The following is a 15,589-nucleotide window of genomic DNA, read 5'->3' on the forward strand; positions in this document are numbered from 1 at the left end:
TGATCGGAACCGATTTCCCGGTCGGCAACACGTCGGCAATCGCCACGCGCAACGACCTTCGATCCAAGAACCAATTTCTTCGAGAACAAAAAGGATGGTTATGAAATATCAAGTCGTCATTTCCGGTGCTGGTCCGGTAGGGTGCTGGCTCGCGGGAGAACTGCAACTCGCAGGAGTCTCGACCCTGGTTCTGGAACAAAGCGAATCGATTGATCCACAGTCGCGCGCTTTGACGGTACATCCACGCACTATCGAGACCTTCGCATCGCGAGGCGTCGAAAAGGCGTTTCTCGATGAGGGTGTGGCAATCCCTGCCGGGCATTTCGGACTTCTGGACTATCGGCTCAACTTCCGTCCGCTTGAGTCGCCGTATCCCTTTACCCTCGCCATTCTTCAAGCGCGGACAACCGAGTTGTTGCAACAGCGCGCACGCGATCTCGGCGCCGAGATCCGACGCGGGCACAAAGTCCAGTCATTTACGGAAACCGACTCCACGGTCACCGTCGCGGTGCAAGGTTCAAGTGGGCCGTATTCCGTGGACACCGAGTACCTTGTCGGCTGCGATGGCGTGCGAAGCACGGTACGGAACTGCGCCGGCATTGCCTTCCCCGGCACCGATGCCACCGTCTACGGGTGGTTGGGTGACGTCATCCTGGACTCCCCACCCGACGACCTTGCCCTTAACAAATGGACGTCCGCTGGCGCGATTGCGGTAGTCAAGCTCCCAGGGGAGCGTCATCGGCTAGTCGGTATTTCACCCGATGACGTCCGAACGGATCGTCCCGGAGAGTTCACGCTCGATGAACTGCGGGCAAAAACTGTCGCGATCATGGGGACTGACTATGGCATGCACAGTCCTTCGTGGCTGTCGCGTTATAGCAATACCGCCCGGCAGGCAGAGGCTTACCGGAAGGGACGCATCCTGCTGGCCGGCGACGCTGCGCACCAGCATATGCCGGCCGGCGGCGTCGGCCTTAACGTCGGCATCCAGGACGCCATGAACCTTGGCTGGAAGCTGGCGGCAACCATCAATGGCTGGGCGCCGGCGGGACTGCTCGACAGCTACCACGCCGAACGCCATCCGGTCGGCCAGAACCTCCTTGAGCACACTCAGGCGCAGACGCTTCTGATGAGCGTATTCACCAATGAATGCCGGGATCTGCGTTCATTGCTGCAAAAGTTGATCCAGGAGAACCCGGCGCTCGAGATAAGCCTGGTCAAGCGGCTGACTGGCCTGTCGGTTGTCTACCCTTCCGCCGATCCCGCACATGCTCTCGTCGGACAGCGTGTTCCAAACCTAATGTTCCAGCATTCAAGCGAAGGCATCTTCCAGAAGCTTCACAACGGGCGCCATGTCATGCTTGATCTGAGAGCCAATACGGCGTTGTCCAGCCCACTAAGCGGCGATGACCTTGGTCCTCACAGCAGCTCCTTGGTGGACATGCATGTTACGGCGTTGACACCCTGTGCACCCGCTCCCTGGTCCCGTCTTACCGCCATGCTGGTGCGTCCGGATGGCTATCTTGCCTGGGCGAGCGAGGACCACGATACCGCGGCGCTGAAAGCCGAGTTAGCCAAGGTAGGCAGCACAACGTTTGCCCCGGCCTTGGCAGCGTCGATCACAGCGGAGGTCCACTGATGAACTCGGACTCCGCGCAACCGCGCAAGACCAACGACGGCTCAACGGTCTTGCCCGACGGTATGCTGATTGACGGCGTCCTGGTCAAAGGCGCCGCCACCATGGACGTAGTCAATCCAGCCACTGGAAGGATCTTCGGTGTCGCGCCGCGCGCATCCGCCGACCAGGTTGAGCAGGCCATAGCGAGCGCAAAATCAGCGCTGGCGAAGTGGTCGCGCAGCGATCTGACGCACCGGCGCAGTGTGCTGCGGGACATTGCCGACGTCGTCGATGCGAATGCCAGCCAGCTTGCATGCATGCTCACGCAGGAACAGGGCAAACCCATTGCCGATGCGATGACGGAAGTCCAGGGCACAGCCGCGTTCTTTCGGTACGTCGCCGCCGCCGAACTGGGGCCGATTTCCCTCGAACACAGTGAGGTCCGCCAGGTCGAGCTGCATCGACGTCCGCTGGGTGTGGTCGCGGTGATCGTGCCTTGGAATTTCCCGTTGCTGCTGATGGCCTTCAAGGTTCCTGGCGCGCTCCTGACGGGTAACACCGTCGTGATCAAGCCCGCCGCAACGACCCCGCTGACGACACTGATTTTCGCCCGGCTGGTTGCCTCCATCGTTCCGGCCGGCGTTCTCAATGTCATAACAGACAGGAACGATCTCGGCAGCACTCTGACCTCGCATCCGGATGTCGCAAAGGTGTCGTTTACCGGGTCCACGGCAACCGGGTACTCGGTGATGGCCAATGCGGCGAAGACGCTGAAGCGTGTCACCCTCGAGCTAGGCGGAAACGACCCGGCCATTGTGCTTGATGACGCCGTTCCTGCGGACATCGCACCGGGCATCTTCCGTGCCGCCTTCTTCAATGCAGGTCAGGCGTGCATTGCCATCAAACGCCTGTACGTCCACGCATCCATCTACGACGAACTTTGCGCTGAGCTGGCCAGGCTTGCAACAGGCGTCACTGTTGGCGACGGCTTGAACAGCCGGACGACCATGGGGCCGCTCCAGAACCGTGTCCAGTATGAAAAAGTCAAGGCCATTCTGGCGGACGCCGCAACGAAGGGGCGGATCGTAACCGGCGGTCAAATTGATGATGGCAAAGGCTACTTCATCCGTCCGACCATTGTCGCTGACATCGAGGAAGGCGCCCGATTGGTCGACGAGGAGCAGTTTGGCCCGGTGCTTCCGCTCATTCGTTATACCGATCTCGACGATGCCATTCGGCGCGCAAATGCCAGCGAATACGGTCTCGGTGCGTCGGTGTGGTCCTCGGATGTGAGCCGAGCCCGAGATGTAGCGGAACGACTGGTATGCGGCAGCGTCTGGATCAACCAGCATCTTGATCTGGCACCGCATATTCCTCAGGCGGGCGCAAAGCAGTCTGGATTCGGCGTCGAACTTGGCGGCGAAGGTCTTCTGGAGTTCACCCAGATTCAAGTCGTCAACATCCGAGGCGACAAGGTACAAGAGGAGCTGAGTTGATGGGAAACAGTGTACGCAGGATTAACCCAAAGGGGCTTCCGAAACTAGAGAACGTGATCTCCCACGCGATCATCGTGGAGCCGACCGGCTTGATCTATACCTCAGGCCAGCTTTCATGGGAGGAGAGCGGTGCCTTGATCGAAGGAACGATGATCGAGCAGTTTCGCCGAGCCTATGCCAACATAGATCTCATACTTCAGGCCGCAGGATCTTCGCGGGAAAAGATCGTGAACGAAGTGATCTACCTGGTCGACTATTCGCCTGATAGCGCGGGCGAACTGGTTGCAGCTCTCGCATCGGAACGGCCCCCGGGGGCGGTTCCGCCCACGAGTACCGTCGTTGGGGTCCAAACGCTATTCGCGCCTGGTTTCCTTGTCGAGGTGCAAGTCGTTGCAACTACCTGAGCGGTCACGCACGCGGGAGTCTCGCGGGCAATGGAAAGGCGTCGGTTGGCGTCGACGGTACACATTGATATACGGCAGCACGGCAACGAGCACCGAGTGACGGCAACACTAGCCGGAAACGGCGTACGGACTCCGCGATCGACCGCATGCCGCCGCTTCCGGCGGCGGCATGCCGGGCCGAGTGCCCGCTGCGCGCCCATCGGCGTGCTCAGACCTCCGACACCGCGGAGCGGGCGGGCACTCCTGCCTTGGTCCACGGCTAGTGGACCGAACCAGGCTGCAGTTCGACCTTGATCCAGCCGGGCTGGCGCAGGTCAAAGGCCTGGTAGGCCTCGATCGCCGAGGTCATCGGCTCGCGCCGCGTCAGAATGGCGGCCGGATCGACCGCACCGGTGCGCACCAGTTCGACCAGCCGAGGGATATAGGCGCGGTGGTTGCAGTTGCCCATGCGCACCGTCAGGTTCTTGTTCATCGCCGCGCCGATCGGGAAACTGCGGTCGGTGGGCGGATACACGCCGATGATCGACAGCGTTCCGGCCTTGGCCAGCGCGTGGATGGCCCAGTCCAGCGCCTGCGCGGGCGCGTCACCCGGAACCCAGTTGCCCTGCGCCGACGGCTGGGCGTTCGGCGCCAGGCGCGCGGCCTCCTTTTCGCTTTCCGGGATGGACGGATCCTGTGCCGCCGGTCCGTGGTGCGCGTGCATGGCATCGACGCCAACCGCATCGATGGCCCGGTCCACGCCGATGCCGCCGGTCAGCTGCACGATGGTCCCCACCGGATCTTCGGCATCGAAGTTCACCACCTCGGCACCCTGCTGGCGCGCCATGTCGAGCCGGTCTGCCACCGCATCCACGGCAAAAATGCGGCCCGCGCCCATCAGCTTCGCCGACGCGATCACGAACTGCCCCACCGGGCCACACCCGAACACCGCCACCGTGTGGCCGGGATGGATGCTGGCGAGATCAGCGCCGAAATAGCCGGTCGGAAAGATGTCGGAGAGCATGATCGCCTGCTCGTCGCTGATGTTGTCCGGCAGCTTGACCAGGTTGACGTGGGCGAACGGCACGCGTGCCTTCTCTGCCTGCAGCCCCTGGAACGGGCCGGTCTGCTCCGGCCCGCCATAGAAGGCGGTGCCGGCCTGCTTGCCGTGCGGATTGGCGTTGTCGCACTGGGCGTAGTAACCGGCGCGGCAGTACGAGCAATAGCCGCAGGCAATGGTGGAAGGAATCACGACGCGGTCGCCCACGCTGAGGTTGCGCACGCCGTCGCCCAGCGCCTCGACCACGCCCACGCCCTCGTGGCCCAGCACCGTGCCCGGCGCCAGCCCTTCCATGGTGCCGCGCACGAAATGCAGGTCGGTGCCGCAAATGGCACTGGCGGTCAGCCGCACGATGGCGTCGGTGGCCTGCTCGATCACCGGTTCCGGCACATCATCCAGCCGGATGTCGCCGATTCCGTGAAACACAACAGCTTTCATGGTGTCCTCCAGATGAAGCCGGAGCCACCTCCGGCGAGGTCAGTCGGAGTAGCGAAGCTGCAAGGAACATTCCCACGGGCTCCTCCCTTGGCCGGCGCGAGGAATGGAGGCCAGAAGCTTCCGCCTGGCAAATTCTGCTACGCGCCTTGCAATCCATTCCGGCGCGCGCAGGCACCGGTCGACCAGGCGACTGACACGCTTCGCCGCCGTGATTGCGTGCGTCGGAATCCGGCAACCAGGCGGAGAGAAATGGCTTGGGCATGTCGATTGCTAAATCACCCCTGACGTCCTCACCCTGGCGCACATTACCAAGGAGGCACCCATCATGAAGCTGTACTACGCTCCGGGCGCATGTTCACTGGCGCCACATATCATCCTCATCGAAACCGGCCTGCCCTTCTCCACCGAGCGCGTCGACTTGCGCGCCGAGCCGCACAAGACCGAGAGCGGCGCAGACTACAAGACCATCAATGCCAAGGGCTATGTGCCGACGTTGGCGCTCGAGAGCGGCGACCGGCTGACCGAGGCGGCCGTGGTGGTCCAGTACATAGCCGACCAGGCCCCGGAAAAAGCGCTGGCGCCGGCGTGCAATACGCTGGAGCGCTATCGGCTGCAGGAATGGCTGAACTTCATTTCATCAGAACTGCACAAGGGTTTTGGACCGTTCTGGAAACCCGGCACGCCGCAGGAGCAGAAAGACGCGACGTGGACGCGCCTGTCGCAGCGGTTCGACTGGCTGGCGCCGCAGCTCGCGGACAAGGATTACCTGATGGGAGAGTTCACTGTCGCGGATGCGTACCTGTTCACCATCCTGAGATGGCCTGATCATTTCAAGCTGTCGCTCGAGCGCTGGCCTGCGCTGCAGGCGTATCGGTCGAGGGTTGGTGAGCGGGCGGCGGTGAAGCAGGCGTTGAAGGATGAGGGGATTGGGTGACCTACGGCAATTCCGCCTCATTCGCGATGCGGATGGTCGGGCGTGCCACCGATGGATGGCTAGTTGAACCGGCTGCTCTGTTGGCCCGAGAAACCAAGAGACGGCGCGAGACCAACGGGCTCGCGCCGTTTGCTGTTGTTGATCGAGTCAGACCAGTGCCTGCAGACGGCTAACGCTCTCGTCCAATTGCTCCTTGAGCGGCGAGAGCAAGGCATGCAGACCGACGCCTTGAGTGGTGGTGTCGCACTGCAGGTCCAGCAAGGTCAGGAACGACTCAAGGCCCGCGCTGACGCGCAGGAGGTCATCCGTGACTTCAAGGATGTGGTCCTCAAGGGTGGTGCCTGAACTGGGGGCCCGCGGGGCAACCTTGGTGCGGCAACGAGGCTGGACGCGGTCAACCTTGTCGAGGTTCTCCGCCAGTTGCGTTGGCTTTTGGGCCAGGACGGGCTCTTGGGGAGCCGGGGTGGTGCTTTGCATGGTGACCTCCGCAATAAAGGAATGGAGGCCCGTCATCCGCTGCTAATCGGGTGGGCGGGCACAGGGCAGGGTTAGCAGACCGGCGCACCGAACCGGCGAGCCCTGAGGCTCCCCTGCCAAGGCCCGCCCGCAGGTGTGGACCTTCGATGGCGGGACGGACAGAGCCGCTCGCGCGGACTGTCCGTCGGTCGGTGCGCAGGCTGCTAAACCTGGCCGCCGTTGGCGACAGACCATTCTCGAACACGGGGCAATGGGGCGGATCAAGTGGAAACGAATTTTGACATAGTGCGGGTATGGCAGGCAGTGGTGCGCTAGCCATGGTGACGGAAGCGTGATGAATCACTGGCTGGGCGGGGAGTCCCTTGTCGGCCATTTTGCGTCAATGGTGCTGGTTAATATGAATGGCCGTTGAGCAACTCGTAGCCGGACACCTCACGGCGCAAATTTGCACGCGAAAAGTGCATCTTTGCGCTCCCGCGGCACACCCTGAATGATAGCCTTGAACCATTCCAAGCGCATTCGTCGGCTCCGATCGATCTTATTCCCGAAGAGGTAAGCATGAACGCCAATCAAAATTCGCTCGCAAAGAAAACCGCCTATTGGGGTGTACCGTGGGAGGACGCATATGGCTATGCGCAGGCAGTCCAAGTAGGTGAAGACATCTATGTGTCCGGACAACTGAGCCATGATAGCAACGGACAGCTTGTCGCTCCGGCCGCTCTTGACGAAGCAGGGAAGCCGCGTGACTTTTCCATGATGGAAGCGCAAATGCGTGCCACCTACGAGAACATCGCCACCCTTCTCGGGAAATTCGGTGCAACGCTCGACAATGTTGTAGAAGAAACGCTGTACGTTCTGGACGTCGATGCAGCATTCGCAGCCGCCGGCAAAGTACGAAAAGCAGCGTATGGCACCGAACGCCCTCAATGCGCCAGCAACCTTATTGGTGTCTCGCGCTTGGCCATGCCGCCGCAATTGATTGAGATTTCCTGCAAGGCGGTATTGCGCAAGCCAGGCACCTAACCGACCCGCTTGTCAGAGCTTTCCGATTGGTGTCGCTTCGCGGCCTTCAATCAGCGCCTTCTGCTTTGCTACCGCCGCTGCACAAAAACTCATAAACGTTTGGACGCGTCGTGTCCGCCGAATATCGGGATGTGTGAGCAGCCAAAGCTCATCCTCCAACTCGGGAACCACAGGACCGACGCGGACCAACTCGGTCGTCAGATCGCCGAGCATGCATGGAAGGTAACCAATACCGAGCCCGGCAGCGACCGCTTTGCTAACGGCAGCAACTGAGTCGGAACGGTATGCAACGTTGATCGGTGCAACGTGGCTCTGCAGGTAATGGGATGCTTTGAGCCCCGACAGTTTCCCGGTGTAAGAGACCCACGTCATATCGAAAATTCGATCCGTTGCAGGCCGCCTCCGGCGAAATTGGAGGGCGCTTCCGTACGGCGCCCACGCAATGTTCGCGAGCTTTCGCCCAACCAGATTCTCCGACGGGCTTCGTGTTGCTCTTATCGCGATGTCCGACTCGTCCCGGGCGAGATCAAAGGTGTCGTTTCCGACTAAGACATCAACTGACAAGGAAGGGTTGCGGGTCTTGAATTCGGCGAGGATTGGAGTCAGGAAATACAGCAACAGCGAATCGCTTGTGGTAATACGAACGGTTCCCAACGGCCCATGTACTGCACCTGCGACCCGGCGGGTTACGCTGACGACATCCAACTCGACGCGCTCGGTCAGCGCCCGCAGTTCCACCCCTTCAGGAGTTAGCTTGTAGCCAGCACGTCTCCGGTCAAACAACGCAACGCCCAATGCGGCCTCGGCCTGCGCTACCCGGCGCGAAACGGTGGACACGTTGATCCCCAATCTTTCGGCGGCGATCGAGCGACTGCCGCACTCGCTTAGCGTTTTGATGACGCGGAGATCGTCCCAAGAAAATCGGAGAGCCATATCGCCGATTGCTATTGATTTTCGGTCTGGCACAGTTGAGGTTGGCATGAGTCTCAGTAGTGAAAACTGTACGTTAAGGCCTTGCGCCGGTGAGCGCATCATCTCACAGTAGGATCACTAGTTTGAAGTGAGCTAGTTCCGGCGGGAGAAAGCTGGGCCGGCCAGCAGTTCACCCCTGTTTTCCTCAACAAACGTTGTTCCCGACTCCCTCACTCAGGGCATTGAAATTGTTGGCAGGGGAGCAGCTCTGCACCCATCTGTTTCTTGCGTCCAACATTGCCGCCGTTGGAGGCGTATGCGTTCGGTGACCGAGAAGGATCGGTAGCCGCCGCTCCACCACGCGGCACGCAGCAAGTGCCGCTGACGACCGGGATCGGCCAGCAACGGACATTCCTTGCGGTTCGGATACCACCGCGCGCCGCGCGATGCCAGCCCCGTCGGAATCAGTCCGATGCGGCGTTGCACACGGCACAGCAGGTCATTGCGGACCAGCGAAAAGTTTTCCGCGCCCGCCGCCGCATCCAAGACCAAGTTCAACTAGAGGCTTCTGGACCCGGCCCGGCTGGCCATCGCCGCATCGCCCTGTTGCGCGAACCGGGCCGCGAGCACCGCCGCCACCCGCGTCTGCCTGGCCGGGTGACCCGAAAGTACGACGAGCCCGCTGTCGACCGCCTGCTGCCATGCAATTCGTCCAGCCAGCAGGCCGCGCAGCACCGCCTCGCCGGTGACCACGACGACATCGCCTTCCACCGGCCAGGCATCGTGGCCGGCATGCTCGTCCGCGTGACGGGATCGGCCAGCCGGCGCATAGCGCGTCCACAGCCGCGCCTCGACCAGTAGCAGCGACATCGCCGGCAGCCGGCTTTTCACCGGCGCCAGCAGCGGCTCCAGCCGATGCGCCGCCTCATCCGCGCTCACGCGCGTACCGGCATTTGCGAAATCGTTCGAATGCACCAGCATGCCGGCGTTCCGTGCATCGAGCATGGCAAAGGCAACGCCGATCGATGCCGGATGCGCAGCGCCGACTTCATCGCCGAGCACGAAACCCGAGCCGCAGGCCGCCGCAGGCGGCGCCGCCAGCGCGAGACAGGCGGCGATGGCAAGCGTTGTTTTCATGGCGTCACGATGTTGAACCAGAACGGGAACGAGTCGAGCAGGCCGAGGAACTCGCTCAACGCCTCGCGTCGCCCCTCCGTAGTAGCCGCGGTTGAGCCAAAACTTGTCGAGCTCGGGCGGCAGCTTGATCAGCTCGGAGATTTCCTCGCCGGTGTAGTCTCCCGGCGGACCGCTGGTAAGAACGGGCTTCCGCGCAGAAAGCCATCTGGCTGCAGTGTTGCTCACCGTCGCTATGACAATCATCACGTTCAATAGCGTGCGCAAATATTTTGGCAGCACCGGCTCTACCCGAACGCCAGCATTCGCCCCGCCAGCATCACCGCAGCCCACAATCCAAGGGACAACAGCCCGGCGAACCGGGCATGGTGTCCATTCAACTGCCGGAACGACGCAAGCTGCAAGACCATTGCATTGAGGGCGGCCCCACCCATCAACGCCAACTTGGCCGCAAACCATGGATTCGACTGATATTCGCGCGCCGCTGGAGCAAACAGCAGCAGGCCTGTGAGTGCAGCGAGCCCGAAGCCGCCAAGCGATAGCGGCACCAGCGTCTCGCGCACTGTTGCCTCCTCGAGCCGCAGCAATGCCCCGGCCAGCCGCAGATCGACGACCGCGATGGTTCCGAACAGCAGGCCAATACCGAGCAGATGCAGCCAGCTGACCAACGGATAGGCCCACGTCGATGCACGCAGTGCTACCACCGGGTGCCATGTCTCGATTGCTGCGAGCAAAGCGACCCACGTTTCCATGTTGTCTTTTCCGCTCAGCCGCGCGGCGCACCGCTGCATCCCGCGGGCAGCGCGACCGATTGCTGGCGCACGCCAACGCCGTCCAGAACGATCAACGCTGGTCGCGCGGCATGGCGGTCGTTGCAGGAAGGAAACCCGATGGCCTCGAGCCGGTCGCCGGGTCGCGGCTCGCGCGGCATGCCCCATCGTTCGAGCCGGTTGATCGGCGCTAAATCCAGGGTCCAACGGCCGGGCGAGGCCGATGCGCGTACTGCCGCCAGCGTTCTGCCAAAGCCCAGTTCGGCGAGTTCTGGCGGAATGGGTAGAGCATTCCAGTTACGCGGCAAGGAATTGGCTTCGACTTCGATAGTCACCTGCGGATGCGGGTTGCGCCATGTCACCGTGACCACGCGGCCCGAGAAATAGAGCGGCGTGGCAGTGTCGTAGTATCCCCACCCGTGATGCGCCAGCGCAGGCCATCCGAGCGTCATCGCGACGCCCGAGAGCGCTATCGCAACCCATCGTGTCATGGTTCGACTCATTCGATACCTCCTCAACTGGTTGTGGTGACGATAACCGTCGCCAATTCATGCATCAATAACCGAAAATGGCATCATTCGATACGATGCGAGGTATCAATGGAATTCCAGCAGCTGAAGCTTTTCCTGGCCGTTGCCGAGGCCCTGCATTTCGGCCGGGCGGCACAGCAGGTCGGCATGGCACAACCGCATCTGAGCCGCGCGATTGTCAGGCTGGAAGAGGAAATCGGCGTGCGCCTGTTCGACCGCACCAGCCGCCGCGTCGCCCTGACGGCCGCCGGCGAGTGCTTGCGCGAGGAAGCCATCGCCCTGCTGCAAGCGCAGCGGCGTGCGCAGGAGACCACCCGCGCCGTGGGACAGCAACGGCGAGGCCTGCGCATTGCTTATGTCTCGGCCGCGCTGTATCTGGCGTTGCCTGCGGCGCTGCGGACGCTGTCAGGCGGACAGGAACGGGTCGAGTTTGCGCTGCAGGAAGCGACCACCAATGAACAGTTGTCCCTGCTCGCGGCCGGTGAGATCGATCTGGGCATCGGGCACCCGCCCTTCGAGACGCATGCGCGCCTGGACAGTGTTCTGCTCTCGAATGACCGCTTCGAGGCCGTGCTGCCTGCTGACCACCGGCTCGCCAACCGGGCCGCCATCCCCTTTGCCGACCTGGCCGGCGAGCCCCTGGTGTTGTTTCCGGAGGCGCAGGGGCCGGCATTGTATGCAGCGATACGCGATCGTTGCCGTGTCGCGGGCCATGCGATGCGGGTGGCAGCGACCGCGCCTCGTCTGCATGGACAGTTATCGCTGGTCGCCGCGGGCCTGGGCATCGGGCTCGCCCCGACGCAGTCGCGCAGCCTATCGGTGGCAGGCACGGTCCGCATGCCGATCCAGCCTTACCCCGCCGCGCTGGTGCTGACGCTGAAGGCCCTCTACGATCCGCGTTCGCGTCATCCGGCATTGCCGCTTGCGCTGACGGCGTTGCGGCGCGGCGTTGCGGCAGGTAAGCGGTCCCGTCGATACGCTGAGTAGCTGACAAGCAACTGGCCATCCGAGACGGCAGCATTCAGCCGGAGCATTGTTGACTGGCCGTTCAAAAACCTGCACACTCGCGTTATTGAACAATCGTTCCATAACTGGCGAATGGGTATCGCATGGCTAGGCCAAGGACGTTCGATGAAGACGTTGTGATCGCCCGCGCGGCGGAGGTTTTCGGTCGTATCGGCTACAACGCCTGCTCGGTCGACGACCTGGTGGAGGCAACGGCGTTGCATCGAGGCAGTCTGTACAAGGCATTCGGTTCCAAGCGGGGTCTATTCGAAAAGGTGCTGGACCAAGCCCTTGTCGGCGAATGGTACCGGGACCCGGCCGCGCTCGACCTCCTCATCACCGCCCTGCGCGAACTCGCGCCAGCGGATCTGCCGATCGCTGCCCGTTGCCGCGACGCCTTGCAAGCTTATGGAGAAGGCGCTGCCGGACTGCTCGGCGCGCGTCTGCTCGATCACCTGCCCACTCACGATCCCAACAAGGAGTAGCGATGCCTCGACTCGAACTGACCGACCGCGAACTCGTTGTCCACCTGACACCGTGGGAATCGATCTGGTCGCTGCGCCGCGGCTTTCGCGTGCCGCTTGCGCAGGTTCGCGGCGCTACCGAAGACAATGGCTTCGATAGCAGAGCGCTAGGCCTGCGCCTGCCGGGCACCTACTTCCCGGGCCTGATCGCCGCCGGCACCTTTATCAAGGGCGGCGACAAGCAGTTCGTCTACACCTCGCGCAAGCTGCAGACCATCGTCATCGAACTGGCCCGAGATGACTGGGCCCGCCTGGTGATCGGAGTGCCCGATGCGCGCGCCGAGGCAGCGCGAATCAACGCCGCCATCGCCAGCCGCCCCTAGCATCCAGAACGGACGCAGGACCAAGTCGACGTCCAGGCGTCGGCAGCGCACATGAAGGATGTCTGCTTTGGGTCGGCTCGCCTGAACCACGCAATGAGCAGTCGAGCGACTGGTTCATGCCGAAGCCCGCTCGAAATCCCCCCGTGACCAATTTTCCGCGCCGCCGATAGGGCGGCACTGGCTGCTCTTATCCCGATACCAGAGCTGTCCCGTTTCGCTCTGCCGGCGCACACCGCTCAGCCTCCAGGAACGGCAGCAGTTCCGCCATAAAGGCCTCCGGCGCCTCCTCCATGATGAAGTGTCCGCAGTCCGGCACTACCACGCCGCGAAGGTCGATGGCGTTGTCCTGTAGTGTAACCAGCGGCGCGTCGTTGGTCGCATGCTCGGCGCCGATGGCCAGCACCGGCATTGCCAGCTTGATCGTTGCGCGTTCCCGGTTCTGTCGCACCGTTTCTGGAATTGCGCGGTAGTAAGCGAAACCGCCGCGCAGTCCCCCCGGCGCCGAATAGGCCTCTATGTAGGTATCCACGGCCACTCGATCGCGGCGATGGGACCACTGGTCGAACATGAAATTCAAGTAAGCGGTTTCGCGCCCCGCAATCAGCGTCTCGGGCAGATCGGCCACCTGATTGAACATGAAGTGCCACAGGAACTTGTTCTCGGCGGGCGGCGCAAAGATGCTTGGAGCAGGTGCAAGTCCGGGGATCACGGCCTCGGTAAGGGCCAGCCGGGTGACTGCGTCGGGATGATCGCTTGCCAGCGCGTAGGCCACCCACATGCCTACATCGTGGCCGACAACCTGATAGCGATCATGGCCCAGTGCCACCATGACACGATGCAATATGCTAGCCACGGCGCCCGTGTCATAGCTAATCTGCGGCCGATCGGAATGACCCGTACCCGGCGGGTCGACTGCAACAGCGAGGAAACCGCGTTGCGCGAGCGCCGCGGTCACATGGCGCCAAGCGAACCAGGTCTGCGGCCATCCAGGAATCAGCAGCACTGGCTGGCCGCTGCCTGCGGTGACACAGTGCACGCGATGGCCGTCGATGCGTACATAGGTATGGGTGTGTCGAGCGTCGTCTTGCATGGGTACCTTCGGTGGGTGCATTGGATGCGTTGCTAATGTGTGTCAGGCAATGCCGAGCATGCTGTTGATCTGCGTCTTATTGACAGTGGCACCGGCAAAGTCGTCGAAGATGCGGGAAGTCACACGAATGATGTGGCGGTTGATGAAATCCACGCCTTCGCGAGCGCCGTCTTCCTGGTCCTTGAGGCAGCACTCCCACTCGAGGGTCGCCCAGCCCGGGTAGTCGTATTGCGCAAGCTTCGAGAAGATCGACCTGAAATCGACCTGGCCATCGCCTAGTGAGCGGAAGCGGCCCGCGCGCTCGGTCCACGACGAATATCCGCCATAGATACCCTGCCGCCCGCTTGGATTGAACTCGGCATCCTTGACGTGGAACATGCGGATGCGATCCCGGTACAGGTCAATGTAGTCCAGGTAGTTCAGCTGTTGCAGCACGAAATGGCTGGGATCGAACAGGATCTGGCAGCGCGGATGGTTGCCAACCAGACCCAGGAAGCGCTCGAAGGTGGCGCCGTCGTGCAGGTCTTCGCTGGGGTGGATCTCGTAGCAGAGGTTGATGCCCTGCGCATCGCAGGCATCCAGTACCGGCAACCAGCGTCTGGCAAGCTCCTCGAAGGCGGCTTCGATCAAGCCTTCCGGGCGTTGTGGGAACGGGAACAGGTAAGGCCAGGCGAACGAGCCCGAGAAGGTGCCCATCTCGGTCAGGCCGAGCCGGCGCGATGCCTTGGCGGCAAGCCGCAGACGTTCCAGCGCCCAGGCGGTGCGCGCCTGCGGCTTGCCGCGTAGGGCGGCCGGCGCGAAGTTGTCGCACATCGCATCGTAGGCGGGATGCACCGCCACCAGTTGGCCGAAGATATGCGTGGTCAGTTCGCTGACGACCAGGCCGTGTTCGGCGAGGGTGCCCTTGATCTCATCGCAGTAGGTCTGGCTTTCCGCGGCGGTAACCACGTCGAAGAGGCGTTCATCCCATGCTGGAATCTGCAAGGCCTTGAAGCCGGTTTCGGCAGCCCATCCAGCGATGGCGGGCAGCGTGTCGAACGGCGCTTGCGCATCGCTGAACTGGGCAAGATGGAGGCTGGGTCCTTTGATAGTCTGCATTTCTTCGCACATCCTATTGTTTGTCGATTAACAAAGAATAGAGGCGTGATGCGAGGAAGTCAACCGTATTGGGTTCCAGGCCCGGTAAAATGCAAGCCACCACAGCCTTCACTCATGAGCACAGCATGGCCGGACGCCCCAGAGAATTTGATCGAGACCAAGCCCTGAAAACGGCCATGACCGTGTTTTGGGAGCGCGGCTATGAAGGTACTTCCATGTCGACGCTTGTCGAAGCGCTGGGTCTCGCCTCAGCACGAATCTACGCTGCGTTCGGCAGCAAGGAAGCCCTGTTCCGCGAAGCCGTGGCGCTTTACGAAGCAGGCGAAGGAGGCTTTGCGGACCGGGCCATGCGGGAAGAGGAATCGGCCAGGCAGGCTATTGCCCGCCTGCTCAACGATGCGGTGCTGACCTATACCAAACGCGGCCGGCCGCATGGTTGCCTGGTGGTGTCTGCCGCCAGCAGTTGCGCGGCCGAGAACGAAGCGGTGGCTGACTGGCTGGCGGAACACCGGCGTCAGCGCACACAATCTATTATCGAAAGGTTGCATGCCGCAGTGCAAAGCGGTGAATTGCGGCAGGATACAGACATCGCAGCGCTTGGCGATCTGTACGGCGCACTGCTGCACGGTATCTCCATTCAGGCCCGCGACGGCATAAGCCGCGCCCGCTTGCAGGCGATGATCGCGCCAGCGATGCTGGCGCTGGATGCTGCAGCCTCCGGCTGCCGTGCCTGAGCCGAAGCGGTTCGCGGTTGTCAGCTTCGCCGTGCTGGCG

The 15,589-nt window shown here is 62.3% G+C and carries 17 protein-coding genes; 9 read left to right on the forward strand and 8 right to left on the reverse strand.

The features are described 5' to 3' along the window. Positions 1–100: 100 nt before the first annotated feature. Genes GA0116996_RS12830 through GA0116996_RS12840 form a run of 3 tightly spaced genes read left to right on the forward strand, consistent with a single transcriptional unit; the run spans position 101 to position 3,518 of the window. Complete coding sequence (locus GA0116996_RS12830) at positions 101–1,639, forward strand: FAD-dependent monooxygenase (protein ID WP_092312286.1); 1,539 nt, start codon at positions 101–103, stop codon at positions 1,637–1,639. Further along, positions 1,639–3,114 (forward strand): aldehyde dehydrogenase family protein, encoded by a 1,476-nt coding sequence (locus GA0116996_RS12835; protein ID WP_244159841.1) that lies wholly within the window; start codon positions 1,639–1,641, stop codon positions 3,112–3,114. The genes GA0116996_RS12830 and GA0116996_RS12835 overlap by 1 nt, the downstream gene beginning before the upstream one ends. Further along, the gene (locus tag GA0116996_RS12840; RefSeq protein WP_092311727.1) at positions 3,114–3,518 is read left to right on the forward strand and encodes a RidA family protein; all 405 of its coding nucleotides are present in this window, start codon (positions 3,114–3,116) and stop codon (positions 3,516–3,518) included. The genes GA0116996_RS12835 and GA0116996_RS12840 overlap by 1 nt, the downstream gene beginning before the upstream one ends. A gap of 259 nt (positions 3,519–3,777) precedes the next feature. Here GA0116996_RS12840 and GA0116996_RS12845 read toward each other — a convergent pair whose 3' ends face one another. Beyond that, entirely contained in the window at positions 3,778–4,995 is a 1,218-nt protein-coding gene (locus GA0116996_RS12845) for a zinc-dependent alcohol dehydrogenase (protein WP_092311730.1), read from the reverse strand. Between the two features lie 325 nt (positions 4,996–5,320). On the opposite strand from GA0116996_RS12845, the gene gstA reads away from it, so the two are divergent. Next, positions 5,321–5,929, forward strand: coding sequence for a glutathione transferase GstA (gene gstA, locus GA0116996_RS12850; protein WP_092311734.1), 609 nt, complete (start codon positions 5,321–5,323; stop codon positions 5,927–5,929). A 147-nt stretch (positions 5,930–6,076) separates the two neighbouring features. Here the strand turns inward: gstA and GA0116996_RS12855 are convergent, their stop codons facing one another. After that, complete coding sequence (locus tag GA0116996_RS12855) at positions 6,077–6,406, reverse strand: DUF1484 family protein (protein ID WP_092312292.1); 330 nt, start codon at positions 6,404–6,406, stop codon at positions 6,077–6,079. Positions 6,407–6,964: 558 nt separating this feature from the next. Here GA0116996_RS12855 and GA0116996_RS12860 point away from each other — a divergent pair. Beyond that, positions 6,965–7,429, forward strand: coding sequence for a Rid family hydrolase (locus GA0116996_RS12860; RefSeq protein WP_092311737.1), 465 nt, complete (start codon positions 6,965–6,967; stop codon positions 7,427–7,429). Positions 7,430–7,441: 12 nt separating this feature from the next. On the opposite strand, the gene GA0116996_RS12865 is transcribed toward GA0116996_RS12860, so the two are convergent. The 4 genes from GA0116996_RS12865 to GA0116996_RS28000 form a co-directional block, all read right to left on the reverse strand. Beyond that, the gene (locus GA0116996_RS12865) at positions 7,442–8,410 is read right to left on the reverse strand and encodes a LysR family transcriptional regulator (RefSeq protein ID WP_092311740.1); all 969 of its coding nucleotides are present in this window, start codon (positions 8,408–8,410) and stop codon (positions 7,442–7,444) included. A 489-nt stretch (positions 8,411–8,899) separates the two neighbouring features. Then, a complete protein-coding gene (locus GA0116996_RS28470; RefSeq protein ID WP_243419632.1) occupies positions 8,900–9,757 on the reverse strand; it encodes a hypothetical protein in 858 nt (285 codons plus the stop codon). Between the two features lie 5 nt (positions 9,758–9,762). After that, positions 9,763–10,227, reverse strand: a complete 465-nt coding sequence (locus tag GA0116996_RS12880) for a hypothetical protein (protein WP_092311745.1) — start codon at positions 10,225–10,227, stop codon at positions 9,763–9,765. Between the two features lie 14 nt (positions 10,228–10,241). Continuing rightward, entirely contained in the window at positions 10,242–10,748 is a 507-nt protein-coding gene (locus GA0116996_RS28000) for a DUF6152 family protein (RefSeq protein WP_165835145.1), read from the reverse strand. Positions 10,749–10,844: 96 nt separating this feature from the next. On the opposite strand from GA0116996_RS28000, the gene GA0116996_RS12885 reads away from it, so the two are divergent. From GA0116996_RS12885 to GA0116996_RS12895, 3 genes are all read left to right on the forward strand, one after another. Beyond that, a complete protein-coding gene (locus tag GA0116996_RS12885) occupies positions 10,845–11,762 on the forward strand; it encodes a LysR substrate-binding domain-containing protein (RefSeq protein WP_165835144.1) in 918 nt (305 codons plus the stop codon). Between the two features lie 155 nt (positions 11,763–11,917). After that, positions 11,918–12,265 carry a helix-turn-helix domain-containing protein gene (locus GA0116996_RS12890; protein ID WP_244159842.1) on the forward strand — a complete coding sequence of 116 codons (348 nt, stop codon included), beginning with the start codon at positions 11,918–11,920 and terminating at the stop codon, positions 12,263–12,265. Positions 12,266–12,267: 2 nt separating this feature from the next. Next, the gene (locus GA0116996_RS12895) at positions 12,268–12,627 is read left to right on the forward strand and encodes a hypothetical protein (RefSeq protein WP_092311754.1); all 360 of its coding nucleotides are present in this window, start codon (positions 12,268–12,270) and stop codon (positions 12,625–12,627) included. Between the two features lie 187 nt (positions 12,628–12,814). On the opposite strand, the gene GA0116996_RS12900 is transcribed toward GA0116996_RS12895, so the two are convergent. Then, entirely contained in the window at positions 12,815–13,717 is a 903-nt protein-coding gene (locus GA0116996_RS12900; RefSeq protein ID WP_243419630.1) for an alpha/beta fold hydrolase, read from the reverse strand. 42 nt (positions 13,718–13,759) lie between these two features. Next, on the reverse strand, positions 13,760–14,815 hold the full coding sequence (locus GA0116996_RS12905; RefSeq protein ID WP_092311760.1) for a sugar phosphate isomerase/epimerase family protein: 1,056 nt from the start codon (positions 14,813–14,815) through the stop codon (positions 13,760–13,762). 125 nt (positions 14,816–14,940) lie between these two features. Here GA0116996_RS12905 and GA0116996_RS12910 point away from each other — a divergent pair, with 125 nt between their 5' ends. Then, positions 14,941–15,549 carry a TetR/AcrR family transcriptional regulator gene (locus tag GA0116996_RS12910; protein WP_092312299.1) on the forward strand — a complete coding sequence of 203 codons (609 nt, stop codon included), beginning with the start codon at positions 14,941–14,943 and terminating at the stop codon, positions 15,547–15,549. The last annotated feature ends 40 nt before the right edge of the window (positions 15,550–15,589 follow it).

Origin of the sequence: Cupriavidus alkaliphilus (assembly GCF_900094595.1) — a bacterium.
Lineage (GTDB): Bacteria > Pseudomonadota > Gammaproteobacteria > Burkholderiales > Burkholderiaceae > Cupriavidus > Cupriavidus alkaliphilus.

Bases quoted from the DNA above. Each gene is read 5' to 3' on its own strand.
- GA0116996_RS28000 (WP_165835145.1), bottom strand. From the start codon at position 10,748: ATGAGTCGAACCATGACACGATGGGTTGCGATAGCGCTCTCGGGCGTC.
- GA0116996_RS12900 (WP_243419630.1), bottom strand. From the start codon at position 13,717: ATGCAAGACGACGCTCGACACACCCATACCTATGTACGCATCGACGGC.
- GA0116996_RS12885 (WP_165835144.1), top strand. From the start codon at position 10,845: ATGGAATTCCAGCAGCTGAAGCTTTTCCTGGCCGTTGCCGAGGCCCTG.
- GA0116996_RS12865 (WP_092311740.1), bottom strand. From the start codon at position 8,410: ATGCCAACCTCAACTGTGCCAGACCGAAAATCAATAGCAATCGGCGAT.
- GA0116996_RS12905 (WP_092311760.1), bottom strand. From the start codon at position 14,815: ATGCAGACTATCAAAGGACCCAGCCTCCATCTTGCCCAGTTCAGCGAT.
- GA0116996_RS12910 (WP_092312299.1), top strand. From the start codon at position 14,941: ATGGCCGGACGCCCCAGAGAATTTGATCGAGACCAAGCCCTGAAAACG.
- GA0116996_RS12830 (WP_092312286.1), top strand. From the start codon at position 101: ATGAAATATCAAGTCGTCATTTCCGGTGCTGGTCCGGTAGGGTGCTGG.
- GA0116996_RS12860 (WP_092311737.1), top strand. From the start codon at position 6,965: ATGAACGCCAATCAAAATTCGCTCGCAAAGAAAACCGCCTATTGGGGT.
- gstA (WP_092311734.1), top strand. From the start codon at position 5,321: ATGAAGCTGTACTACGCTCCGGGCGCATGTTCACTGGCGCCACATATC.
- GA0116996_RS12880 (WP_092311745.1), bottom strand. From the start codon at position 10,227: ATGGAAACGTGGGTCGCTTTGCTCGCAGCAATCGAGACATGGCACCCG.
- GA0116996_RS12835 (WP_244159841.1), top strand. From the start codon at position 1,639: ATGAACTCGGACTCCGCGCAACCGCGCAAGACCAACGACGGCTCAACG.
- GA0116996_RS12895 (WP_092311754.1), top strand. From the start codon at position 12,268: ATGCCTCGACTCGAACTGACCGACCGCGAACTCGTTGTCCACCTGACA.
- GA0116996_RS12855 (WP_092312292.1), bottom strand. From the start codon at position 6,406: ATGCAAAGCACCACCCCGGCTCCCCAAGAGCCCGTCCTGGCCCAAAAG.
- GA0116996_RS12845 (WP_092311730.1), bottom strand. From the start codon at position 4,995: ATGAAAGCTGTTGTGTTTCACGGAATCGGCGACATCCGGCTGGATGAT.
- GA0116996_RS12840 (WP_092311727.1), top strand. From the start codon at position 3,114: ATGGGAAACAGTGTACGCAGGATTAACCCAAAGGGGCTTCCGAAACTA.